Annotated in this window: 35 protein-coding genes; 29 read left to right on the top strand and 6 right to left on the bottom strand. The window is 34.5% G+C overall.

Features of this window, described 5'->3' with window-relative positions:
* Positions 1–123: 123 nt before the first annotated feature.
* The 3 genes from Q4548_RS11440 to Q4548_RS11430 form a co-directional block, all read right to left on the bottom strand.
* Positions 124–1,533, bottom strand: coding sequence for an FAD-dependent oxidoreductase (locus Q4548_RS11440; RefSeq protein WP_303455103.1), 1,410 nt, complete (start codon positions 1,531–1,533; stop codon positions 124–126).
* Between the two features lie 581 nt (positions 1,534–2,114).
* A complete protein-coding gene (locus Q4548_RS11435) occupies positions 2,115–2,981 on the bottom strand; it encodes a cupin-like domain-containing protein (RefSeq protein ID WP_303455102.1) in 867 nt (288 codons plus the stop codon).
* Positions 2,982–3,076: 95 nt separating this feature from the next.
* On the bottom strand, positions 3,077–4,027 hold the full coding sequence (locus Q4548_RS11430) for an RluA family pseudouridine synthase (protein ID WP_303455099.1): 951 nt from the start codon (positions 4,025–4,027) through the stop codon (positions 3,077–3,079).
* A 211-nt stretch (positions 4,028–4,238) separates the two neighbouring features.
* On the opposite strand from Q4548_RS11430, the gene Q4548_RS11425 reads away from it, so the two are divergent.
* The gene (locus Q4548_RS11425; RefSeq protein WP_303455098.1) at positions 4,239–4,364 is read left to right on the top strand and encodes a hypothetical protein; all 126 of its coding nucleotides are present in this window, start codon (positions 4,239–4,241) and stop codon (positions 4,362–4,364) included.
* Positions 4,365–4,418: 54 nt separating this feature from the next.
* On the opposite strand, the gene Q4548_RS11420 is transcribed toward Q4548_RS11425, so the two are convergent.
* The 3 genes from Q4548_RS11420 to Q4548_RS11410 all read right to left on the bottom strand — a co-directional run bounded on the left by Q4548_RS11420 (position 4,419) and on the right by Q4548_RS11410 (position 7,585).
* The gene (locus Q4548_RS11420) at positions 4,419–5,018 is read right to left on the bottom strand and encodes an alkylphosphonate utilization protein (RefSeq protein ID WP_303455097.1); all 600 of its coding nucleotides are present in this window, start codon (positions 5,016–5,018) and stop codon (positions 4,419–4,421) included.
* 131 nt (positions 5,019–5,149) lie between these two features.
* Positions 5,150–5,893 carry a 23S rRNA (guanosine(2251)-2'-O)-methyltransferase RlmB gene (gene rlmB, locus Q4548_RS11415; RefSeq protein WP_303455095.1) on the bottom strand — a complete coding sequence of 248 codons (744 nt, stop codon included), beginning with the start codon at positions 5,891–5,893 and terminating at the stop codon, positions 5,150–5,152.
* Positions 5,894–5,989: 96 nt separating this feature from the next.
* Entirely contained in the window at positions 5,990–7,585 is a 1,596-nt protein-coding gene (locus tag Q4548_RS11410; RefSeq protein ID WP_303455093.1) for a BamA/TamA family outer membrane protein, read from the bottom strand.
* A 214-nt stretch (positions 7,586–7,799) separates the two neighbouring features.
* On the opposite strand from Q4548_RS11410, the gene rpsL reads away from it, so the two are divergent.
* The 28 genes from rpsL (at position 7,800) to rpsM (ending at position 22,169) form a co-directional block, all read left to right on the top strand.
* Positions 7,800–8,174 carry a 30S ribosomal protein S12 gene (gene rpsL, locus Q4548_RS11405; protein ID WP_068827466.1) on the top strand — a complete coding sequence of 125 codons (375 nt, stop codon included), beginning with the start codon at positions 7,800–7,802 and terminating at the stop codon, positions 8,172–8,174.
* Positions 8,175–8,204: 30 nt separating this feature from the next.
* Positions 8,205–8,684: a 30S ribosomal protein S7 gene (rpsG, locus tag Q4548_RS11400; protein ID WP_303455089.1), complete on the top strand. Its 480-nt coding sequence runs from the start codon at positions 8,205–8,207 to the stop codon at positions 8,682–8,684.
* 5 nt (positions 8,685–8,689) lie between these two features.
* Positions 8,690–10,813, top strand: coding sequence for an elongation factor G (gene fusA / locus Q4548_RS11395; RefSeq protein ID WP_303455088.1), 2,124 nt, complete (start codon positions 8,690–8,692; stop codon positions 10,811–10,813).
* A gap of 18 nt (positions 10,814–10,831) precedes the next feature.
* Positions 10,832–11,137, top strand: a complete 306-nt coding sequence (gene rpsJ / locus Q4548_RS11390; protein ID WP_010137088.1) for a 30S ribosomal protein S10 — start codon at positions 10,832–10,834, stop codon at positions 11,135–11,137.
* A 102-nt stretch (positions 11,138–11,239) separates the two neighbouring features.
* Entirely contained in the window at positions 11,240–11,857 is a 618-nt protein-coding gene (gene rplC, locus Q4548_RS11385; protein ID WP_303455087.1) for a 50S ribosomal protein L3, read from the top strand.
* A complete protein-coding gene (gene rplD / locus Q4548_RS11380; protein WP_303455084.1) occupies positions 11,857–12,486 on the top strand; it encodes a 50S ribosomal protein L4 in 630 nt (209 codons plus the stop codon). Before rplC ends, rplD begins: the two co-directional genes overlap by 1 nt.
* Positions 12,487–12,495: 9 nt before the next feature.
* On the top strand, positions 12,496–12,786 hold the full coding sequence (gene rplW, locus Q4548_RS11375; protein WP_303455081.1) for a 50S ribosomal protein L23: 291 nt from the start codon (positions 12,496–12,498) through the stop codon (positions 12,784–12,786).
* A 26-nt stretch (positions 12,787–12,812) separates the two neighbouring features.
* Entirely contained in the window at positions 12,813–13,640 is an 828-nt protein-coding gene (gene rplB, locus Q4548_RS11370; RefSeq protein ID WP_303455077.1) for a 50S ribosomal protein L2, read from the top strand.
* 6 nt (positions 13,641–13,646) lie between these two features.
* A complete protein-coding gene (rpsS, locus tag Q4548_RS11365) occupies positions 13,647–13,928 on the top strand; it encodes a 30S ribosomal protein S19 (RefSeq protein ID WP_167898096.1) in 282 nt (93 codons plus the stop codon).
* Between the two features lie 6 nt (positions 13,929–13,934).
* Entirely contained in the window at positions 13,935–14,342 is a 408-nt protein-coding gene (gene rplV / locus Q4548_RS11360) for a 50S ribosomal protein L22 (RefSeq protein ID WP_303455071.1), read from the top strand.
* A gap of 12 nt (positions 14,343–14,354) precedes the next feature.
* Positions 14,355–15,077, top strand: a complete 723-nt coding sequence (rpsC, locus tag Q4548_RS11355; RefSeq protein ID WP_303455068.1) for a 30S ribosomal protein S3 — start codon at positions 14,355–14,357, stop codon at positions 15,075–15,077.
* Positions 15,078–15,103: 26 nt separating this feature from the next.
* Positions 15,104–15,532, top strand: a complete 429-nt coding sequence (gene rplP / locus Q4548_RS11350; RefSeq protein WP_303455067.1) for a 50S ribosomal protein L16 — start codon at positions 15,104–15,106, stop codon at positions 15,530–15,532.
* A 12-nt stretch (positions 15,533–15,544) separates the two neighbouring features.
* Positions 15,545–15,730 (top strand): 50S ribosomal protein L29, encoded by a 186-nt coding sequence (gene rpmC, locus Q4548_RS11345; protein WP_303455065.1) that lies wholly within the window; start codon positions 15,545–15,547, stop codon positions 15,728–15,730.
* A 12-nt stretch (positions 15,731–15,742) separates the two neighbouring features.
* Positions 15,743–16,000, top strand: coding sequence for a 30S ribosomal protein S17 (gene rpsQ, locus Q4548_RS11340; protein WP_068827442.1), 258 nt, complete (start codon positions 15,743–15,745; stop codon positions 15,998–16,000).
* A 1-nt stretch (position 16,001) separates the two neighbouring features.
* Complete coding sequence (gene rplN, locus Q4548_RS11335) at positions 16,002–16,370, top strand: 50S ribosomal protein L14 (protein ID WP_303455061.1); 369 nt, start codon at positions 16,002–16,004, stop codon at positions 16,368–16,370.
* Positions 16,371–16,382: 12 nt separating this feature from the next.
* On the top strand, positions 16,383–16,691 hold the full coding sequence (gene rplX, locus Q4548_RS11330) for a 50S ribosomal protein L24 (RefSeq protein ID WP_303455059.1): 309 nt from the start codon (positions 16,383–16,385) through the stop codon (positions 16,689–16,691).
* A 1-nt stretch (position 16,692) separates the two neighbouring features.
* Positions 16,693–17,244 carry a 50S ribosomal protein L5 gene (gene rplE, locus Q4548_RS11325; RefSeq protein ID WP_303455058.1) on the top strand — a complete coding sequence of 184 codons (552 nt, stop codon included), beginning with the start codon at positions 16,693–16,695 and terminating at the stop codon, positions 17,242–17,244.
* 2 nt (positions 17,245–17,246) lie between these two features.
* A complete protein-coding gene (gene rpsN / locus Q4548_RS11320) occupies positions 17,247–17,516 on the top strand; it encodes a 30S ribosomal protein S14 (RefSeq protein ID WP_303455057.1) in 270 nt (89 codons plus the stop codon).
* 76 nt (positions 17,517–17,592) lie between these two features.
* A complete protein-coding gene (gene rpsH, locus Q4548_RS11315) occupies positions 17,593–17,991 on the top strand; it encodes a 30S ribosomal protein S8 (protein WP_303455056.1) in 399 nt (132 codons plus the stop codon).
* Between the two features lie 13 nt (positions 17,992–18,004).
* The gene (gene rplF / locus Q4548_RS11310; RefSeq protein ID WP_303455053.1) at positions 18,005–18,550 is read left to right on the top strand and encodes a 50S ribosomal protein L6; all 546 of its coding nucleotides are present in this window, start codon (positions 18,005–18,007) and stop codon (positions 18,548–18,550) included.
* Between the two features lie 11 nt (positions 18,551–18,561).
* On the top strand, positions 18,562–18,915 hold the full coding sequence (rplR, locus tag Q4548_RS11305; RefSeq protein WP_303455050.1) for a 50S ribosomal protein L18: 354 nt from the start codon (positions 18,562–18,564) through the stop codon (positions 18,913–18,915).
* A 9-nt stretch (positions 18,916–18,924) separates the two neighbouring features.
* Positions 18,925–19,449, top strand: a complete 525-nt coding sequence (gene rpsE / locus Q4548_RS11300; protein ID WP_303455106.1) for a 30S ribosomal protein S5 — start codon at positions 18,925–18,927, stop codon at positions 19,447–19,449.
* An 11-nt stretch (positions 19,450–19,460) separates the two neighbouring features.
* Entirely contained in the window at positions 19,461–19,643 is a 183-nt protein-coding gene (gene rpmD, locus Q4548_RS11295; RefSeq protein WP_303455047.1) for a 50S ribosomal protein L30, read from the top strand.
* Positions 19,644–19,654: 11 nt separating this feature from the next.
* Positions 19,655–20,104: a 50S ribosomal protein L15 gene (gene rplO / locus Q4548_RS11290; RefSeq protein ID WP_303455046.1), complete on the top strand. Its 450-nt coding sequence runs from the start codon at positions 19,655–19,657 to the stop codon at positions 20,102–20,104.
* Between the two features lie 13 nt (positions 20,105–20,117).
* Positions 20,118–21,455 carry a preprotein translocase subunit SecY gene (secY, locus tag Q4548_RS11285; protein ID WP_303455044.1) on the top strand — a complete coding sequence of 446 codons (1,338 nt, stop codon included), beginning with the start codon at positions 20,118–20,120 and terminating at the stop codon, positions 21,453–21,455.
* Positions 21,456–21,457: 2 nt separating this feature from the next.
* Positions 21,458–21,673, top strand: a complete 216-nt coding sequence (gene infA, locus Q4548_RS11280; protein ID WP_010137062.1) for a translation initiation factor IF-1 — start codon at positions 21,458–21,460, stop codon at positions 21,671–21,673.
* Positions 21,674–21,684: 11 nt separating this feature from the next.
* The gene (gene ykgO / locus Q4548_RS11275; protein WP_013621733.1) at positions 21,685–21,801 is read left to right on the top strand and encodes a type B 50S ribosomal protein L36; all 117 of its coding nucleotides are present in this window, start codon (positions 21,685–21,687) and stop codon (positions 21,799–21,801) included.
* Positions 21,802–21,803: 2 nt separating this feature from the next.
* A complete protein-coding gene (rpsM, locus tag Q4548_RS11270; RefSeq protein ID WP_303455031.1) occupies positions 21,804–22,169 on the top strand; it encodes a 30S ribosomal protein S13 in 366 nt (121 codons plus the stop codon).
* Positions 22,170–22,172: the final 3 nt, after the last annotated feature.

The raw sequence follows: 22,172 nt of genomic DNA, 5'->3' as shown, positions 1-22,172 counted from the left end.
AATTGGTAGACACGCTGGACTTAAAATCCAGTGGGCAGAAATGCCCGTATGGGTTCAAGTCCCATCTTGAGTACAAAAGCCTCATCAATTTATTTTGATGAGGCTTTTTTATTGTTTGTAATCTTATTGTTTTAAATAATTTCGAATTCCGTAGCTAGCTAAAACTCCTTCTCCTGTTGCTGCAGCTACTTGTGCTATAGCACCTTCTCTACAGTCTCCTGCTGCAAAAATTCCTTTTACAGAAGTTTCTGCCAAATTGGTGGTTTGAATAAAGCCTTGGTTATTTAAATCTACCAAGCCTTTAAAGTTTTGTGTGTTTGGAATTAGGCCTATAAATATAAACGCTCCATCTGCTGTAAGTTCAGTTTCTTCATTTGTTTGATTGTTTTTTACCATCACTCCTTTAAATAAACTTTTATCGTTTTTGGTAAAAGAAATAGGTGTAGTATTTGTGTAGACTTCTATATTGTCTATCGTCTCTAGTTTTTCTATATAAGTTTTAGATGCTTTGAATTCTTCTGATCTGTTGATGATTTTTACTTTTTTGCAAAATCCAGCCAAAAAGATTCCCTCTTCCAAAGCGGAATTTCCACCACCAATAACAATTACTTCTTTGTCTCTGTAAAAAGCTCCGTCACAAGTAGCACAAAAATGAACTCCAGAACCAATTAAATCACTTTCGTTTGGAATTCCTAATTTTCTGTAAGTAGATCCTGTTGATAAAATCACACTTTTGGTAAAGTAAGTTCCCATGATGGTTTTTAACTCAAACAGATCTCCTTTTTTATCAATAGAAGATACTTCTTCTCCTGTATTGATTTTTGCTCCGTAAGTTAGTGCTTGTTGTTCCATGCGCTCCATCAATTTTGGGCCAGAAATTTCGTTGAATCCAGGGTAGTTTTCAATTTTTTCTGTCAAGAAAGCATTTCCTCCAATGTTCTTTTTTTCTAATATTAAGGTGTCAAAACGGTCTCTCTGAGCATAAATTGCAGTAGTCAATCCAGCAGCTCCACCACCAATAATAATACTGTCATATACTTTTTGTTCTTTACTAGAATCAATGTCTAATAACGATTTTAACTCAGCATTGTTTGGGTTGGTGTAAGGTTGGTTGTCTAATAAAATAGTAGGAATAATTCTTTTTCCTTTGTTGATTTCTTCCACTTTTTGAGTTGCCCAATCGTGTTGATCTACATCTATGAATTGATAATTCACACCATTATCATTTAAATAACTTTTTGCTCTTCTACAATCAGGGCACCAGTCTGCACCAAATAAAATCAATTGACCTTTAGAAGTAATTCCTAAAGTACTTGCCAACTTTGCGTTGTCTGGGTTGGTGTAAGGCTTGTCGTTGATGATTACGGTAGGAATGATTCTTTTTCCATTGTTGATCGATTCTACTTTTTGTGTGGCTTCTTGGTCTATGTCTACATCTACAAAAGTGTAGTTGATGTTGTTACTGTCTAAATAAGATTTTGCTCTTCTGCAATCAGGGCACCAATCTGCACCGTATAGTGTAATGTTGTTCATAAAAATTGTTTTTGTGATAGTCGTGAGTATTTAGGATTGTTTAGATGGGGACTTTGATAAGGCGATAAGATAACTTAAAATAAATTCGATAATTAGAAAATGGATCTTGCTATTGGTAAAACATTACGAGTCTTAAATATATGTTTGAGATTAATAACAAACAAGATAAAGATATCGTTATAAAAAAATCTGTATAGAAAAATATTTTTCAATGGTGAGTTAGTTCTGCCGAAGAAAAATAATTGAGTGGTGAAAAAGTAAGGCTAAAAATTTAAACAAAGTTGGTTTTAGTGTTTTTGGTTGTAGCCTAAGGTTGCTCGTCTATAAATAAGTGGTAATGCAGAAGTCAAATACTACAAAAGTGTATCCGATTATATAAAGGTAATAAGTTGAGTGTTGATATTTCTGTAAAAGAATCAACGTTAGAAAGTTGTGAAAACAATCGGAATTGCAAGTTTAAGATGATTGCATAGCCTGTTCTAATTGTAATTCTGATAAAAAATCAAAATTCACCTATTTCTTTTTTAGGTCAAAGTTGGATTTGAACTTTTGAAATTTGATTCTTAGATGATATAGATTGCTTATGCCTCTTCAAACTGTTTGGCGTTTTCTACAGATTTTTTATACTTCCAATTCAGCCATTTTTGTCCTAGGGTTTTTCTCATTAGATTTTCTACAGGAATCATAACGGCAAAATTGTAAAAAGTCTGTGCCAGATATTTTGGGTTTTTAGCAATGCTACGTAAACTCATAGAAAAACCAGGAGTAATATATTTCATGTAATGCCAATAACCTTCGGGAATGTATAGAACATCTCCATGTTCCAAGTTTGCTACAAATCCTTTTGCCTTTTTTAAGGCTGGGAATTTCTCGAAATCTGGATTGGAAAAATCAATATCTCGGTTGGTCATTAGCGAATTTGGCAACTTGTACAAATAAGGAGTCTGCTCTTGATCAAACAAAATACATTGTTTCTTTCCTTCGAAGTGAAAGTGAAAAATATTGGCCAAATCTATGTCGTAATGCATAAATGTGTATGAATTTTCACCTCCAAAAAACAACGTAGGTAATATTTTGAAAAAGGTGATTCCCAAATCTGGGTAGGTAAAATCTTTCTGTAAAGAAGGGATTTCTTTTAAGATATTCCACAAAAATATTCGATACTTAGTAGGCTCCTTCTTAAGTAAATCTACATAATCTTTCATTTTCATGTACTGGTGTGGACTATTAAATTTTGCCTTAGCGTCTAACGGTCTGTTGTCGTACAAAGGAACAGTTTTCTCTCCTGCCACTTCTTTCATGTAATCTAAGTTCCATTTCTGGTAAGCAGGCCAATCGTGAATTAGTTGCTTTATGATAACAGGTTTCTGTTTTTTATAGTAGTTGTTGATGAAATCCTTTTTAGTGATGTTTTCAACTACTTCAACGGCATGGAGTTGTAAAGTCATAAACGATTCTGTTTTTGAGTGAAACATTCAGTTTTTACTAACGCATAAAATTAATACATTGTTGCGTTTAATAAAATTATTCCTGTTGTTTATTGTCAAATTTTAAATTTTGAAGGAACGGGAGCTTCTATGTATATTGTTTTTTTTAAATGTAAAAAAGTAAGTTTCCAAGCGTGTAAAAACAAACTATCTGTTTCATAGGTTAACGGGTTCTTTGTAAAATAATCAGGAGTTTTATAACCAATGTCTCCTACAATAGGAAAGCCTAATTGAGCTAAATGTAAGCGTATTTGGTTGGTTCTACCCGTATGTGGAGTTACTTCTAACAAAGTCTCGTTTGTTGTAATTCTGCGTTCTAAAACTTTAAATTCCGTAAACGCTTCTATACCATTTTCTGAAGAAGCTCTCCCGCCACCAGCGGTTTTTTCTAGTCCTATTTTGGTGTGTGTGTCAAAGGTATCTTCTTTGGGTAGACCTTCTACCAAAGCTAGGTATTTTTTTTCTGTTTGTTTTTGTTCAAACTGAGAACCAATGGAATTTACGACTTCTTTGTTTCTTCCTAAAATTACAATTCCAGTAGTGTTGGCATCTAGTCTGTGGATGATTTTTAAATCTTCTTGAGGAAAAGCCAATTTCAAAATTTCGGTCAAAGAATTTTTGTTAAACCTTCCACTAGGATGCATGGGCAACGGAGCGGGTTTGTTGATGATAAGAATATTATCATCACTATAAATCAACTGTATGTTGGTAGCAACAGTGGGTTCAGATTTCGGCTCTGAAAAATGTTCTGTAATATCACCTCCTTTGACGATACTATTTTCTTTAGCGGGTTTTCTGTTGATGAGTAAAGATTCATGTTTGATTTTAGTCAACCAGAGTTCTTTATCAGATCTGGGGACTAATTTTAAGAAAAAATCTACAACGGTCATTCCTTCGTATTTCTTTTTTACAGGAAGTTTGTAGTGAGTTTTGTAAGGAATACTTCCTGGTAGTGTGGTAGTAACACTTTTGATTTGGGTATTGAAAAAATCTTCGGATATATTCATTGAAATTGTATTGGAGCAAAGGTATGAAAGGAATTAAATTTTTTGTTTTTAGAAAATGTTTTTTCGTCTGTAATATGATTTTTACCACAGTATGTTATACGTGTTACCGTTAATCTTAAAGGTGTTTTGATTCCTGTTGTTGATAAAATAAACGAATTAAAAGCTAAGTTGTAACAGTATAAAACTAAAAGAAATACTACCTAATAATAAGATGGGATGGCGATCTGTAGCGATGTTTTCTATCGCTATTATCGTTGGTCTAGGAGCTTTGATGGTTAAAGAATCATTAGCGGAGTTTTTGGAGAAACAAGCAGCAGAAGGCTACATGAAAACATAAAAAAACTCAAGTAAAATCTTTACTTGAGTTTTTTTAGGAAAAGTATTTTTTTGTTTAGGATTGTTGAGGAGCGTTTGCTTTTTTAACAAATTTGGTTAAAATTACAATATGTGTTCCTTCTACACGTCCTTCTATGTGTTCTGCATTGTCGTGAACCAAAGAGATGTTTCTTACAGCAGTTCCTCTTTTTGCGGTAAAGTTTCCACCACCTTTTACGTCCAAATCTTTGATGAGGGTAATGGTGTCACCATTTTCTAAAATAGCACCGTTAGAATCTCTGTGAATAATTTTCTCGTCATCGCTTAAATGATCTCCTGTAGCTTCTGCAAAACGTAAATCAGCATCTTCAAAATACATCATGTCTATCAAATCCTGAGGCCAACCTTCACTTTTCATACGACTCAACATTCTCCATGCCGTAATCTGTACTGCTTTGTGTTCGCTCCACATAGAGTCGTTTAAACAATGCCAGTGGTTGGTGTCCATTTTTTCAGGATTGTCTATTTGATCTTTACAAGTATCACACACTAAAATATTGGTGTCTAATGTATCTGTCAAACTAGGTTTTAATCGCAAATCATTTAAATTTCCTGTTGCGGTACACAACTCACATTGGTTCCCACTTCTTTTTTCTAATTCTTCTCTAATATTCATTGTTATTCAGTCTTTGGCCTTTAGTGTTTAACTGTCGGCTATATCTATACTATATGTAAGTCTTTTTATTGAGTTGTCTTTAATTAAAAGTAGGGTTTTTTTAGTGGAATAATTTAAGAGTATAAAGTCGATTACATTCTTTGTCTAACGGCTTCGTACAAAAAGGCACCACAAGCAACCGAAACATTTAACGATCCTATTTTTCCTAACAAAGGCAATTTTGCATTGGCATCAGCAAGTTTTAAGATGGAAGGATTGATTCCTCTGTCTTCAGAACCCATTACAATAGCTGTAGGTTGGTTAAAGTTTACATCAAAAATAGTGTCTTCTGTTTTCTCTGTGGCACATACAATTTTGATACCTTCTGCCTGTAGCATAAATATGGCATCTTTTATATGATCTACTTTACAAATAGGCACATTAAAAGCGGCACCAGCAGAAGTTTTTACAGTTTCTCCATTGATAGGTGCATTTCCTGTTTTAGGAATGATGATTCCATGTACTCCAGTACAATCAGCCGTACGAATGATAGCACCAAAGTTTCTAACGTCAGAAATTTGATCTAACAAAATAAACAACGGTTTTACACCGCTTTTTACAGTGCGTGTAATCAACTCTTCCAAATCGTAAAAAGAAATAGGGGCGATTAGTGCACCTGCTCCTTGGTGATTGTTGTCTCTAGAAAGTCTGTCTAATTTCTCAACAGGAACAATGCTAGAGGTAATGTTGTTTTGTTGAATCAGCTGCTTTAGCTCTGTCATCAAGGCACCATTCACGTCTTTTTGTAAAAAAACTTTATCTATTGAGCTTCCAGCGTTTATCGCTTCAATAATGGCTCTAATACCAAATATTTTTGAGGTTTGTTTTTCATCCATGGTGCAAAGATAATTTTTAAAATTGATTATTTTCTATAGAGAAGACAGTATGTGTGGTTTGGTGTTGTTAGTTGTAGTTTTAATAGTTTGTTTTTATTAGAATATTGTCACAAAATTAATGTGAAACAATCCTGTGCTAAGGTTGAAAGAACTCTTTTGATCTTTGCCTACAGCATAACTAATTTTTAACAATCCAGAAGCAGTTCCTAGAGTGTAACCAAGTCCAAAACTAAGCAAATAGCTTTCTTGATTTAGGTTTTTAAAATAACCAACATCGCTAAATCCGTACAGATAACTAACAGCATTGGTGAAAAAACGATATTCAAGATTGGTGTAGTTGTACAAATGAGTAGTGATGCTTTGTTCTAAAAAACCTCTCATGGTGGTAGCCCCTCCTGTTCTAAAAAGTTCATTAGTACTTTTGTTTTTAGAATTAAGGTACGCATTTCGGTTTTGTAAAAAAAAATGATTGCTAGGGTTGAGTTCTATGTTGTAAATAAAATCCGTTTTCAAAAGTTGTTGTTGTGTGTTGATTTCTGTTTTTTTGCTTCCGTAAGCTAAGTCTATTAAAAATCTAGTCTTGGGCAATCTTAAATTGTTCAATTCTAAATAAGTGTATGTAAATCCAAACATGTTTTTTTGGTATTCCTCATTGTTAGAAATATCAATTAATGTAGTTGAACTTTCTGTTTGGTAGTAAGTGGATAAGGTGTGCTTGTAGTGAGGTTGATAGCTAAGGCTAATTTTATTTTGATTGTTTACAAAAGAACTGTCTTGTTTGTAAATGTTAAGGTGATAGCCAAAATTTACAGGGCTTTTAAAGATATATGGACTCTCTATATTTAAGTCAATTTCTTCTTGATCTTGTCCAGAATTGTTCCATTTAAAAGCAAAAGATTCTCCTTTGTGCAAAGCGTTGATTAGTGAAATGTCTACGTATCCGTTGAATTTTATCTTGTTTTGACCTTCTTCATTATTAAAACCTAACAAGGCATCTAGTTTGTTTGCTTTTACTTTTTCTAGATACAAATACAAATGGGTGGAATCTTTGGTAAATAATACAGCGGGAGTTTTGATGTTTCTAACAAAGGAAATTTGGTTGATTTTTTTCTCAGTGATCATTAAAAGTTCTTTGCTAAATGGTTTTTTGGTGTTGATGTAATGTTTCAAAAACTGTTTTGGAAAACGTTCGTAACCTTTGATGACTATTTTGTCGATAAATCTTTTTGGTGAAGATTTTATAGAAAGACTACAGTGCAATGTGTCGTTTTTAGAAATTTGGTTGATAAGTTGTATCTCTGAAAAATTTTCACCCTTGCTATCAAAGTAATCTTTTACTTTTTCAATCCAGTAGGGAACTTGTTTAGGGGATATGTATAGATAGTTTTTAGAAACATTGAATAGTAGTTGAATGTCTTTAGGTAAATCTTTGAGAACTACCGTGTTTGTTTTTTGTCCAAGCGAGATCAAATAAGTCAGGCTGTCTCTTTCAATTGTTTCTGAAGTAAAATAGAAATAACCTTCTTTATAGAGTGTTTGTCTTAGTTCGGTCGCGGAGTGAATGCTGTTGATAGGGATAGGAGTAGATAAGCTATCTTTTAAAATAAAAGTAGCAGGTTTTTCTTGAGCCCAGCTATTTATGTTTGCGATAACAGCTAGGATAAAAAAAGAAAAGAAATAAAAAAACTTCATAAAATCAAAGCTAATAGAATTCTTTTAACGAGCACTATGTTGAACTAAAATATGAATCTAAGTAAAATTGATTTTATCGATTTTAAAATCAAAAAGATAGGTGTAAATAAAATTAACTCGCTGATATTTGATTATTTAGAAAATATTTGTACTTTTGCAAACCCTTGGAGATAATTCCGAGGGGAAAATATTAAAACGTTATATATATTAATTTATGCCAACTATTCAACAATTAGTTAGAAAAGGAAGAGCCCAAGTTACTAAGAAGAGTAAATCGGCTGCTTTGAAGGCATGTCCACAACGTCGTGGAGTATGTACACGTGTTTATACTACAACACCTAAGAAACCTAACTCGGCAATGCGTAAAGTAGCCCGTGTTAGATTGACTAACGGTAATGAGATAAACGCTTACATCCCAGGAGAAGGACATAACCTACAAGAGCACTCGATAGTATTAGTAAGGGGAGGAAGAGTAAAAGATTTACCAGGGGTAAAGTATCACGTAGTACGTGGGGCTTTAGATACTGCTGGTGTTGAGGGAAGAACTCAACGTAGATCTAAGTATGGAACTAAGCGTCCAAAAAAATAATCTATTAATCTTTTAAATTCTTAAGAAAACATGAGAAAAAGAAGAGCAAAAAAGAGAGTTCTTTTACCAGATCCAAAATTTAACGATCAGTTGGTAACACGTTTTGTGAATAACTTGATGTGGGATGGAAAGAAGTCTACAGCGTTCAAGATTTTTTACGATGCATTAGAGATTGTAGAAAACAAAAAAGGAGAAGAGAATGAGAAAACTTCTTTAGAAATATGGAAGGATGCATTGTCAAATGTAATGCCTCAGGTAGAAGTACGTAGCCGTCGTGTAGGTGGTGCTACTTTTCAAATTCCAATGCCAATTAGACCAGACCGTAAGGTTTCTATGGCAATGAAATGGTTAATTTCTTACTCTAGAAAGAGAAATGAAAAGACTATGGCTCAAAAATTGGCTGCAGAAGTATTAGCTGCTGCAAAAGAAGAAGGAGCTGCTGTTAAAAAGAGAGTGGATGTTCACAAGATGGCAGAAGCTAACAAAGCATTTTCACATTTTAGATTTTAATAGAAATGGCTAGAGATTTAAAACTTACAAGAAATATTGGTATTGCTGCGCATATTGATGCAGGAAAAACTACTACTACAGAACGTATATTGTATTACACTGGAGTTTCTCATAAAATTGGAGAGGTTCACGATGGTGCTGCAACTATGGACTGGATGGAGCAAGAGCAAGAAAGAGGGATTACTATTACTTCTGCTGCAACTACTTGTACATGGCAGTTTCCTTTAGAAAATGCAAAGCCTTTACCAGATACTAAAGGATATCACTTTAACATTATTGATACTCCAGGGCACGTTGATTTTACTGTAGAAGTAAACCGTTCTTTGCGTGTATTAGATGGATTAGTATTCTTATTTAGTGCTGTTGATGGTGTTGAGCCTCAATCAGAAACTAACTGGAGATTAGCAGATAACTATAAAGTACCTCGTATTGGATTCGTAAACAAAATGGACCGTCAAGGATCAAATTTTGCGAACGTTTGTAAGCAGGTAAAAGAAATGTTAGGTTCTAATGCTGTTGAAATCGTTTTGCCAATTGGTGAAGAAAATGATTTTAGAGGTATTGTAGATTTAGTGAAGAACAGAGCGATTGTTTGGCATGATGATACTCAAGGTGCAACTTTTGATGAGATTGCTATCCCTGAAGACATGGTAGATGAAGCTGCTGAAGCTCGTGCTAGATTGATTGAAGAAGTTGCTTCTTACGATGAAGAATTATTAGAGAAATTCATGGAAGATGAAAACTCTATCTCAGAAGATGAAGTACATGCTGCTTTAAGAGCTGCTGTAATGGATATGGCAATCATTCCAATGATTTGTGGTTCTTCGTTTAAAAACAAAGGAGTTCAATTCTTGTTAGATGCTGTTTGTCGTTACTTACCTTCTCCAATGGATAGACCTGAGATTGTAGGGATGAATCCAGATACAGAAGAGCAAGAAACAAGAAGCCCAGATGTAAAAGATAAATTTGCTGCATTGGCATTTAAGATTGCTACAGATCCTTTCGTAGGACGTTTAGCTTTCTTCCGTGCATATTCAGGACGTTTAGATGCTGGTTCTTATATCTTAAACAACCGTTCAGGTAAAAAAGAGCGTATTTCTCGTATCTACCAAATGCACGCTAACAAACAAAACTCTATCGATTATATCGAAGCTGGAGATATTGGAGCTGCTGTTGGATTTAAAGATATTAAAACTGGAGATACCATGTCTGCATTAGATGGACCTATCGTATTAGAGAGTATGGATTTCCCTGCTCCGGTAATTGGTATTTCTATTGAGCCTAAAACAAAGGCTGATGTTGATAAAATGGGTATGGCTTTAGCTAAATTAGCTGAAGAAGATCCTACATTTACTGTAAAAACTGATGAGGCTTCTGGTCAAACAGTTATTTCAGGAATGGGAGAATTACACTTAGAGGTCTTAGTTGACCGTATGAAGCGTGAGTTCAAAGTTGAAGTTAACCAAGGTGAACCTCAAGTTGAGTACAAAGAAGCTGTAACTAAAACTACTGAACACAGAGAGACTTATAAAAAGCAATCTGGTGGACGTGGTAAGTTTGGTGATATTGTATTTACAATGGGACCTGTTGATGAAGATTTTGAAGGAACTGGATTGCAGTTTGTTGATCAAATTAAAGGTGGACGTATTCCTAAGGAATTTATTCCAGCGGTAGAAAAAGGATTTAAAGAATCTATGAAAAATGGACCTTTAGCTGGATTCGTTATGGATTCATTAAAAGTTGTTTTAACTGATGGTTCTTTCCACCCTGTGGATTCTGATGCTTTATCATTTGAATTGGCTGCTAAATTAGGGTACAAAGCTTGTGCGAAAGCTGCAGGTGCTGTTATCTTAGAACCAATCATGAAGATGGATGTTATTACTCCAGAAGAAAACATGGGAGATATTGTAGGTGACTTAAACAGACGTAGAGGTCAAGTAAACGATATGAGTGATAGAGGAGGAGCAAAAGTTGTAAAAGCTGATGTGCCTTTATCAGAGATGTTTGGATATGTAACTACTTTACGTACATTGTCATCAGGTAGAGCAACTTCTACAATGGAGTTCTCTCACTATGCACAAACACCTTCTAACATTTCAGAAGAGGTAATTGCAGCTTCTAAAGCTTAATTTTAAAAACATCAGAAAATGAGTCAAAAAATCAGAATAAAATTAAAGTCTTACGACTATAATTTAGTAGATAAATCTGCTGAGAAAATCGTAAAGACGGTAAAGTCTACAGGAGCTGTTGTAAACGGTCCTATTCCTTTGCCAACAAATAAAAAGATTTTTACTGTATTACGTTCTCCACACGTAAACAAGAAATCTAGAGAGCAATTCCAATTATCTTCTTATAAAAGATTGTTAGACATTTATAGTTCTTCATCTAAGACTATTGATGCTTTAATGAAATTAGAATTACCTTCTGGAGTAGAAGTAGAAATCAAAGTTTGATAAAACTTACATAGACATGTAAAACCAGCCTAACACTGTTAGGCCGGTTTTTGTGTCTCATATAAAGTATAAAATTTAATAACAATAATTAATTAATAAATAATGTCTGGGTTAATAGGAAAAAAAATCGGAATGACTAGCATTTTTGATGAGAACGGGAAGAACATTCCTTGTACTGTAATTCAAGCTGGTCCATGTGTAGTTACCCAAGTCAGAACCGAGGAAGTAGATGGTTATTCTGCGATCCAATTAGGTTTCGATGACAAGTCTGACAAGAATACTACCAAAGCATTGCAAGGTCACTTTGCAAAGGCAGGTACTACTTCTAAGAAGAAAGTTGTTGAATTTCAAGGTTTTGAGGAGGAATTAAATTTAGGAGATACAGTTGGTGTAGATCATTTTATTGAAGGAGAGTTCGTTGATGTATCAGGAATCTCTAAAGGTAAAGGTTTCCAAGGTGTTGTAAAACGTCATGGATTTGGAGGAGTAGGTCAAGCTACCCACGGTCAACATAACCGTTTAAGAGCTCCAGGATCTATTGGTGCTGCATCTTATCCTGCACGTGTATTCAAAGGAATGCGTATGGCAGGAAGAATGGGAGGAGATCAAGTTAAAGTTGAAAACTTAAGAGTTTTAAAAGTTGTTGCTGACAAGAACTTAATCGTAGTAAAAGGATGTGTTCCTGGTGCTAAGAACTCTTACTTAACTATCGAGAAATAATGAAAGTAGCAGTTTTAGATTATACAGGAAAAGATACAGGACGTCAGATAGAGTTATCTGATGCAGTATTCGCTATAGAACCAAATGACCATGCCGTTTACTTAGATGTAAAGCAACATTTGGCAAACAGAAGACAAGGTACTCACAAAGCTAAAGAAAGAGCTGAGATTGCTGGGTCAACTAGAAAGATTAAAAAACAAAAAGGAACAGGTACTGCTCGTGCAGGATCTATCAAATCTCCAGTTTTTAGAGGTGGAGGTAGAATTTTTGGACCAAGACCAAAAGATTATTCTTTCAAATTGAATAAAAACTTAAAGAGATTGGCAAGAAAATCTGCTTTCAGTTTACAAGCAAAAGATGCTAATATTATCGTTTTAGAAGACTTCAATTTTGAAGCTCCAAAGACCAAAGATTTCATTAACGTATTGAAAGCTTTAGAGTTAGATAATAAAAAATCTCTATTTGTCTTGGGTGAATCAAATAATAATGTATATTTGTCTTCACGAAATTTAAAAGGGTCTGAAGTTGTAACTACCTCAGAATTAAACACTTACAAAGTATTGAATGCTGGGAAAGTTGTTTTGTTAGAGGGTGCAATTGCAGATATTGAAGCTAATTTAAGTAAATAGGGTACAGATATGAGTATTTTAATAAAACCTATTATTACAGAAAAAGCAACTAAAGATAGCGAGTTATTGAACCGTTATGCTTTTGTTGTGAGTATGAAAGCTAACAAAATTGAAATCAAAGAAGCTATTGAAGCGACTTACGGTGTTTCAGTTGAGAAAGTAAGAACAATGATATATCCAGTAAAACGTTCGACTAAATTCACCAAAAAAGGTGTTGTTCAATCGAAAGTTTCTGCATATAAAAAGGCTATCATCGAGGTAGCTGAAGGAGAGAATATTGACTTATATAGCAATATTTAATTAATAAATAATTTTTAAATTTTAACATGTCAGTTAGAAAATTAAAACCAATCACACCAGGTCAGCGTTTTAGAGTAGTAAATGGGTTCGACGCCATTACTACTGATAAGCCGGAGAAGTCATTATTGGCACCGAATAAAAGATCTGGAGGTCGAAACAACAGTGGTAGAATGACAATGCGCTACGTAGGTGGTGGTCATAAAAAAAGATACCGTATTATCGATTTTAATAGAGATAAGTTCGGTGTTGAAGCAACTGTAAAAACAATTGAGTACGATCCAAATCGTACTGCATTTATTGCATTAGTAGAATATGCTGATGGAGAAAAAAGATATGTTATTGCTCAAGCAGGTTTGCAAGTAGGTCAAACTATTGTAAGTAACAACGAAGCAATTACTCCAGATGTTGGTAATGCAATGCCTTTGGCAAACATTCCTTTAGGTACAACAATTTGTTGTATTGAATTAAGACCAGGTCAAGGTGCTGTTATGGCACGTTCTGCAGGTTCTTTTGCTCAGTTAATGGCAAAAGAAGGAAAGTATGCTACTGTTAAATTACCGTCAGGTGAAACAAGATTGATCTTGTTGACTTGTATCGCGACTATCGGAGTTGTTTCAAACTCAGATCACCAATTACTAGTTTCTGGTAAAGCTGGTAGATCTAGATGGTTAGGTAGAAGACCAAGAACAAACGCTGTTAGAATGAATCCAGTTGATCACCCAATGGGAGGTGGAGAAGGACGTTCTTCAGGAGGTCACCCAAGATCTAGAAATGGTATACCTGCTAAAGGATACAAGACTAGATCTAAGACAAAAGCGAGTAATAAGTATATTTTAGAACGTAGAAAAAAATAAGAAGACATGGCACGTTCATTAAAAAAAGGACCTTTCATTTTTCATAGACTTGAGAAAAGAGTTATAGCAAATGCAGAAGCAGGTAGTAAAGAAGTTATAAAAACTTGGTCAAGAGCTTCTATGATTACTCCAGATTTCGTTGGACAAACTATTGGAGTTCACAACGGAAGAACATTTGTACCAGTATATGTTACAGAAAACATGGTAGGTCATAAATTAGGAGAGTTTTCACCAACACGTACCTTTAGAGGTCACGGTGCAGACAAGAAAAATAAAGGAAAAAAATAGTAGGATATGGGAGTTCGTAAACATAATATGGCAAAACAGATCAAGGAAGCAAAGAAAGATGTTGCTTTCGCTAAATTGACTGGTTGTCCTACATCACCAAGAAAAATGAGATTGGTGGCTGATTTAGTAAGAGGAGTAGAGGTTGAAAAAGCTTTACAAATCTTGAAATTTTGCTCTAAAGAAGCATCTATCAATATTGAGAAGTTATTATTGTCTGCTATTGCCAACTGGCAAGCAAAAAATGAAGACGCTAGTATTGAAGAAGCTAATTTATATGTAAAAACAATTACTGTAGATTCTGCAGCAATGTTAAAGAGATTAAGACCAGCTCCACAAGGTCGTGCACATAGAATTCGTAAGCGTTCTAATCACGTAACTATTGTGTTGGGAAGTAAAAACGTTGAAAGTAAATAATCATAAGTAGAAATGGGACAAAAGACTAATCCAATAGGAAATCGTTTAGGAATCATCAGAGGATGGGACTCAAACTGGTACGGAGGTAACGACTACGGTGATAAAATTGCTGAAGACGATAAGATAAGAAAGTACTTAAATGCAAGATTATACAAAGCTAGTATTTCTAGAATCATCATTGAACGTACTCTTAAACTTGTAACCGTTACTATCACTACTGCTAGACCAGGTATTATTATCGGGAAAGGTGGACAAGAGGTAGACAAGTTAAAAGAGGAGTTGAAAAAGTTGACTGGAAATGATGTACAGATCAATATTTTTGAAATTAAACGCCCAGAATTAGATGCACATCTAGTTGCTTCAAGTGTTGCTCGTCAAATTGAAAATAGAATTTCATATAGACGTGCAATAAAAATGGCTATTGCAGCAACAATGCGTATGAATGCTGAAGGGATCAAAATCCAAATTTCAGGTCGTTTAAATGGTGCTGAAATGGCACGTTCAGAGCACTATAAAGAAGGTAGAATTCCTTTGTCTACTTTTAGAGCTGATATTGATTATGCTTTGGTTGAAGCCCATACAACTTACGGGAGACTGGGAGTTAAAGTATGGATTATGAAAGGTGAGGTTTATGGTAAACGTGAATTATCTCCATTAGTAGGTATGGCTAAAAAGTCTGCTGGAAATAATGGTGGAAATTCAGGGCCAAAGAGAGGACCTCGTAAAAGAAAATAATTTTTCACAAAAATTAGAATTTAGAAATGTTACAGCCTAAAAGAGTAAAGTACCGTAAGGTACAGAAAGGTAAAGGTAATATGAGCGGTGATTCTCAAAGAGGGAATCAGTTAGCTTTTGGAATGTTCGGAATTAAATCTCTAGAACAAGCCTTAATTACCTCTAGACAAATAGAAGCAGGTCGTATTGCTGCGACACGTCATATGAAAAGGGAAGGTCAGTTATGGATTAAAATTTTTCCAGACAAGCCTATTACAAAGAAACCTTTAGAGGTACGTATGGGTAAAGGTAAGGGAGCTCCTGAATATTTCGTAGCCGTAGTAAAGCCTGGTAGAATATTGTTTGAAATCGGAGGAGTATCTTTCGGTGTTGCAAAAGAAGCATTACGCTTAGCAGCTCAAAAAATGCCAGTTAAAACTAAGTTCGTTGTTGCGAGAGATTATGATAACGCTTAATATCTAAGAGAAATGAAACAATCAGAAATTAAAGAATTATCAGTAGCTGAGTTACAAGAGAAATTAGTTTCTCTTAAGAAAAGCTATACTGATCTTAAGATGGCTCATGCTATTTCTCCTTTAGAGAATCCTTTACAGGTGAGAGCGCTTAGAAAAACTGTAGCAAGAGTAGCTACTGAGTTAACTAACAGACAATAGTATTTTTACAAGATGGAAAATAGAAATCTTAGAAAAGAAAGAATTGGTGTTGTATCTAGTAACAAAATGGATAAGTCTATTGTTGTAGCTGAGGTAAAGAAAGTGAAACACCCAATGTATGGAAAGTTCGTATTGAATACGAAAAAGTACGTTGCACACGATGAGCAAAACGACTGCAATATAGGAGATACTGTAAGAATCATGGAAACAAGACCTTTAAGTAAATCTAAACGTTGGAGATTAGTAGAAATCCTAGAAAGAGCGAAATAATATGTTACAAACAGAATCAAGATTAAACGTAGCAGATAACACTGGGGCTAAAGAAGTTTTAGTGATCCGTGTTTTAGGAGGGACTGGAAAACGTTATGCTTCATTAGGAGACAAAATTGTTGTGACTGTAAAGTCATCAACTCCTAATGGTAACGCTAAAAAAGGTCAGGTATTTAAAGCTGTAGTGGTTCGTACTTCTAAAGAAGTACGAAGAAAAGACGGTTCTTACATTCGTTTTGATGACAACGCTTGTGTGTTGTTGAATGCGGCTGGAGAAATGTCTGGAACACGTGTATTTGGACCTGTTGCAAGAGAACTTCGTGATAAGCAATTCATGAAAATTGTATCATTAGCACCTGAGGTGCTTTAATATTTGTAAAAAATGGCAAAGATTAAAATTAAATCAGGAGATACAGTAAGAGTAATTGCTGGAGATCATAAAGGAAAAGAAGGGAAAGTAGTAAAAATTATTACTGATAAAAACAAAGCAATTGTTGAAGGTGTAAACTTAGTTTCTAAGCACACTAAACCAAGTGCTCAAAACCCTCAAGGTGGAATTGTAAAGAAAGAAGCTGCTTTACCTATTTCTAACTTAGCTATTTTAGAAGATGGTAACATCACTAAAGTTGGTTTTAAAGTAGAAGACGGTAAAAAAGTGCGTATTTCTAAAAAATCAGAAAAAGCTATTTAAGATGAGTTATATTCCAAGACTTAAGCAAGAGTACAATGACAGAGTTAAGGCTGCCTTAACTGAAGAGTACGGATATAGCAATATTATGCAAGTGCCTAAATTAGAGAAAATAGTGATCTCTAAAGGTGTAGGTGCTGCTATTGCTGACAAGAAATTAGTAGACTACGCTGTTGAAGAGTTGACTACTATTTCAGGACAAAAAGCAGTTGCAACTTTATCTAAAAAAGATATCGCTACATTTAAATTACGTAAAGGTATGCCAATTGGGGCAAGAGTAACTTTACGTGGAATTAAAATGTACGAATTCTTAGATAGATTAATTACAGCTTCTTTACCACGTGTAAGAGATTTTAACGGTATTAAAGCTACTGGTTTTGATGGACGTGGAAATTATAATTTAGGAATTACTGAACAAATTATTTTCCCGGAAATTAATATTGATCAAGTGAAAAAAATTGGTGGTATGGATATTACTTTTGTAACGTCTGCACCTACTGATAAAGAAGCTAAATCATTATTAACAGAATTAGGGTTACCATTTAAAAAGAACTAATCATGGCTAAAGAATCAATGAAAGCTCGTGAGAGAAAAAGAGCTAAAACAGTTGCCAAATACGCTGAAAAACGTAAAGCTTTAAAAGAAGCTGGTGATTACGAAGGATTACAGAAGTTGCCTAAAAACGCTTCTCCAGTTCGTACTCACAATCGTTGTAAGTTAACAGGAAGACCAAAAGGATATATGCGTCAGTTTGGAATTTCTCGTGTAACTTTCCGTCAGATGGCAAACCAAGGATTAATTCCTGGTGTAACCAAAGCAAGTTGGTAAAAATTTTTAAGAATTAATTTTAGATGCTAGCCCTGAACTTGTTTCAGGGTGATAATCTATAACCAATACAAATATTATGTATACAGATCCAATAGCAGATTACTTAACAAGAGTAAGAAATGCTTATTTAGCAGGACACAGAGTGGTGGAGATTCCTGCATCAAAGGTTAAAAAAGCAATCACAGAGATTTTGTTTGACCAAGGGTATATTTTAAGTTATAAATTTGAAGAGAATGCTGTGCAAGGTGTTATCAAAATAGCTTTAAAGTACAATCCAATCACTAACGAATCAGTTATTAAAAAAATTGAACGTATTTCTACACCAGGATTACGTAAGTATGTTGGGGTTGAGGATTTACCAAGAGTTTTAAATGGTTTAGGTATTGCAATTGTGTCTACTTCTAAAGGAGTGATGACATCTAAGCAAGCTAAAGCAGAAAAAGTAGGTGGAGAAGTAATTTGTCACGTTTATTAAAAAATAGAATAGTATGTCAAGAATAGGAAAAAGCCCAATCGCAATTCCAGCTGGTGTTACTGTTACTATTAACGGAGACACAGTTACAGTGAAAGGGAAGTTAGGAGAATTAACTCAAGAGATTACTGATGGTATCAGTATCAAAGAAGAAGATGGAGTTTTAACGTTAGATCGTTCATCGGAATCAAAAACGCATAGAGCAAAACATGGTTTGTATAGAGCCTTAGTTAACAATATGATTCAAGGAGTATCTATAGGATGGTCTAAAGAATTAGAGTTAGTAGGGGTAGGATACAGAGCATCTAATCAAGGAAATGTATTAGATTTAGCTATCGGTTTTTCACACAACATTGTGTTGGATATTGCACCAGAGGTTAAAGTTGAAACAGTTTCTGATAAAGGAAAAAATCCAATCATAAAACTTACTTCTTTCGATAAGCAATTGGTAGGTCAAGTAGCTGCAAAGATTCGTTCTTTCCGTAGACCTGAACCGTACAAAGGAAAAGGAATTAAGTTTGTAGGTGAAGAATTAAGAAGAAAAGCAGGTAAATCTGCATAATTTATAGTATTATGGCATTATCAAAGCTTGAAAGAAGACAAAGAATTAAGCGTAGAATTAGAAAAATTTCTGTGGGTACAGCAGCTAGACCTAGATTGTCTGTATTTAGAAGTAACAAAGAAATTTACGCTCAATTAGTTGATGACAATACAGGAATTACTTTAGTATCTGTGTCGTCAAGAGATAAAGAAATCGAAGCAAAAGGAAATAAAGTTGAAGTTGCTGCATTGGTAGGGAAATCTATTGGTGAAAAAGCAAAATCTGCTGGAATAGAAACTGTTGCTTTTGATAGAAATGGTTATTTGTATCACGGTAGAGTGAAATCATTAGCGGAAGCAGCTAGAGAAGCTGGTTTAAAATTTTAAGAAAATTATATTATGCAAGGATATAAAAACATAGAAAGAGTTAAGCCAAGCGGATTAGAGTTAGTGGATCGCTTAGTGTCAGTTAACCGTGTAACGAAAGTTACTAAAGGAGGGCGTACTTTTGGATTTTCTGCTATTGTTGTAGTAGGAAATGGAGCAGGAGTTGTTGGTTATGGATCAGGAAAGTCATTAGACGTAGCATCATCTATTGCAAAAGCAGTTGAAGAAGCTAAGAAAAACTTGGTTCGTATTCCATTGTTAAACGCAACTTTACCTCATGAACAAAAGGGTAAATTTGGTGGATCTAAAGTATTATTACTACCTGCATCACATGGTACCGGAGTTATTGCTGGTGGAGCTGTGCGTATGGTATTAGAGTCTGTAGGTGTACATGATGTATTATCTAAGTCTCAAGGATCTTCAAACTCTCACAACTTAGTAAAAGCAACTTTTGATGCTTTATTACAATTGAGAAGCCCACAAGCAATTGCTGCTGAAAGAGGTATTTCTTTAGATAAAGTATTTAACGGTTAATATTGGATACCATGGGAAAAATTAAAGTAACACAAGTAAAGAGCCAAATAAACCGTACTCTTGTTCAAAAAAGAACATTAGAGGCATTAGGTTTGACTAAAATTGGTAAGGTAGTAGAACACGATGCTACACCTTCAATTATAGGAATGGTTAATAAAGTTCAACACTTAATTTCTGTTGAAGAAATTAAATAAGTTATAAAAAGATGAGTTTAAACAATTTAAAACCTGCCAAGGGTTCTGTTAAAAGTGGTAAGCGAATTGCTAGAGGAGAAGGATCTGGTCACGGTGGTACAGCTACTAGAGGTCATAATGGTCAAAAATCTCGTTCTGGATATTCTAGAAAAGTAGGATTTGAAGGAGGGCAAATGCCATTACAAAGAAGAGTACCTAAGTTTGGATTTACCAATGTAAACCGTAAGGAATACAATGGAATTAATTTAGACAAGTTACAAGCTTTAGTTGATAAAGGTATTGTTACAGATACAGTTAATTTAGCTGTATTGGTTGAAAGCGGTTTGGCTAGAAAAAACGACTTAGTAAAAATACTAGGTGGTGGTGAATTGACAGCTAAATTACAAGTAACTGCTCACAAATTTACAGGAACTGCTAAAGCTGCTATTGAAGCTGCTGGAGGAGAAGCTGTAACATTATAATTTAATAAACTAGATGAAGAAATTTATCCAAACTATAAAAGACATTTGGTCTATTGATGAGTTAAAAGGTAAAATAAAATTGACTTTAGGGTTGATGATAGTTTACAGATTTATGGCTCAGGTTACATTACCTGGTATTGATCCTCAACAGCTAACAGCATTGGGTAACTCAACTTCAGATGGACTTTTAGGTTTATTAAGCGCATTTACAGGAGGTGCATTCTCAAGAGCTTCGATTATGGCTCTTGGGATTATGCCTTATATATCAGCATCTATTGTAGTACAGTTAATGGGAATTGCGGTTCCTTATTTGCAGAAATTACAGAAAGATGGTGAAAGTGGAAGAAATAAAATCAATCAAATCACTCGTTGGTTAACAATAGGTATTACAATCGTTCAAGGTGGTGCGTATCTAACAAGTTTACCAACATTAGGTATACCAACTGAAGCCTACTTGTTAGGTCAAGGAGGATGGTTCTGGATATCTTCGATGATTTTATTAACTGCTGGAACAGTTTTTGCAATGTGGTTGGGAGAGCGTATTACTGAGAAAGGAATTGGTAATGGAATTTCATTATTGATTATGATTGGTATTATTGCAAGATTCCCTGGAGCATTTGCACAAGAGGTTATTTCTAAAGTTTCAGGAGATGCAGCTGGTGGATTGATGATGATTCTTTTAGAGATTATTGTATGGTTTGCAATTATTTTAGCAAGTATACTTTTAGTAACTGCAGTTCGTAGAATAGCAGTACAGTATGCAAGACGTACAGTTGTAGGAAGTATTGAAGATGCTCAAGGAGCAAGACAGTACATTCCTTTAAAGTTAAACTCAGCTGGAGTTATGCCAATTATCTTTGCACAAGCAATTATGTTTGTACCAGGATTGATTGCTAGAAATTCAGATGGAACTTTGCAAACAGTTTTTAATGCATTGTCTGATTTTAATGGATGGGGTTACAATATTTTATTCTGTGTTTTGATCATTGTGTTTAGTTATTTCTATACGGCAATTACAATTCCAACAAATAAAATGGCAGATGACTTGAAAAAAAGCGGTGGATTTATCCCCGGAACCCGCCCAGGAACTGAGACTGCAGAAAAATTAGATAGTATTTTGTCAAAAATTACGTTACCTGGATCTATTTTCTTAGCTTTGCTGGCTGTTTTTCCAGCGATTGTTATTCATTTCGGTGTTCAACAAAATTGGGCTTTGTTTTATGGAGGTACCTCGTTAATCATTATGGTAGGTGTTGCAATAGATACTATCCAGCAAATTAACTCATACTTGTTAAACAGACATTATGACGGTTTAATGAAAACTGGAACAAAAAGGAAAGCGACAATTTAATTATGGCAAAACAAGCGTCAATACAACAAGACGGTACTATTACTGAAGCATTATCTAACGCAATGTTTAGAGTTGAGTTAGAAAATGGTCATATAGTTACTGCACACATTTCTGGTAAAATGCGTATGCATTACATTAAGTTGTTACCAGGAGATAAAGTTAAGTTAGAAATGAGTCCTTATGATTTATCTAAGGCTCGAATTACTTATAGATACTAAAATATCATACGATGAAAGTTAGAGCATCAATAAAAAAGAGAAGTGCCGAGTGCAAGATTGTGCGTAGAAAAGGCAGATTATATGTAATCAATAAAAAGAATCCTAGATTCAAACAAAGACAAGGTTAGTTATGGCAAGAATTTCAGGTATTGACATTCCAAAAAACAAACGTGGTGTAATCGCGTTGACTTATATTTTTGGAATTGGTAAAACTAGAGCTAAAGAGATTTTAGCAAATGCTGGAGTAGATGAGAACATCAAAGTTCAAGATTGGACTGATGATCAAATTGGAGCAATTCGTGAGCAAGCAGGTACTTTCACTATTGAAGGTGAATTGCGTTCAGAAATCCAAACAAACATCAAACGTTTAATGGATATCGGTTGTTTTAGAGGAATCCGCCATAGAGCTGGATTACCGTTAAGAGGTCAAAGAACCAAAAACAACTCTAGAACGAGAAAAGGAAAACGTAAAACTGTAGCGAACAAAAAGAAATAATTA

This window comes from Wenyingzhuangia sp. 2_MG-2023 (assembly GCF_030548295.1).
Taxonomy (GTDB): domain Bacteria; phylum Bacteroidota; class Bacteroidia; order Flavobacteriales; family Flavobacteriaceae; genus Wenyingzhuangia.
The sequence above is the reverse complement of the archived record's forward strand: the minus strand, read 5'-3'. Positions and strand labels throughout refer to the sequence as shown.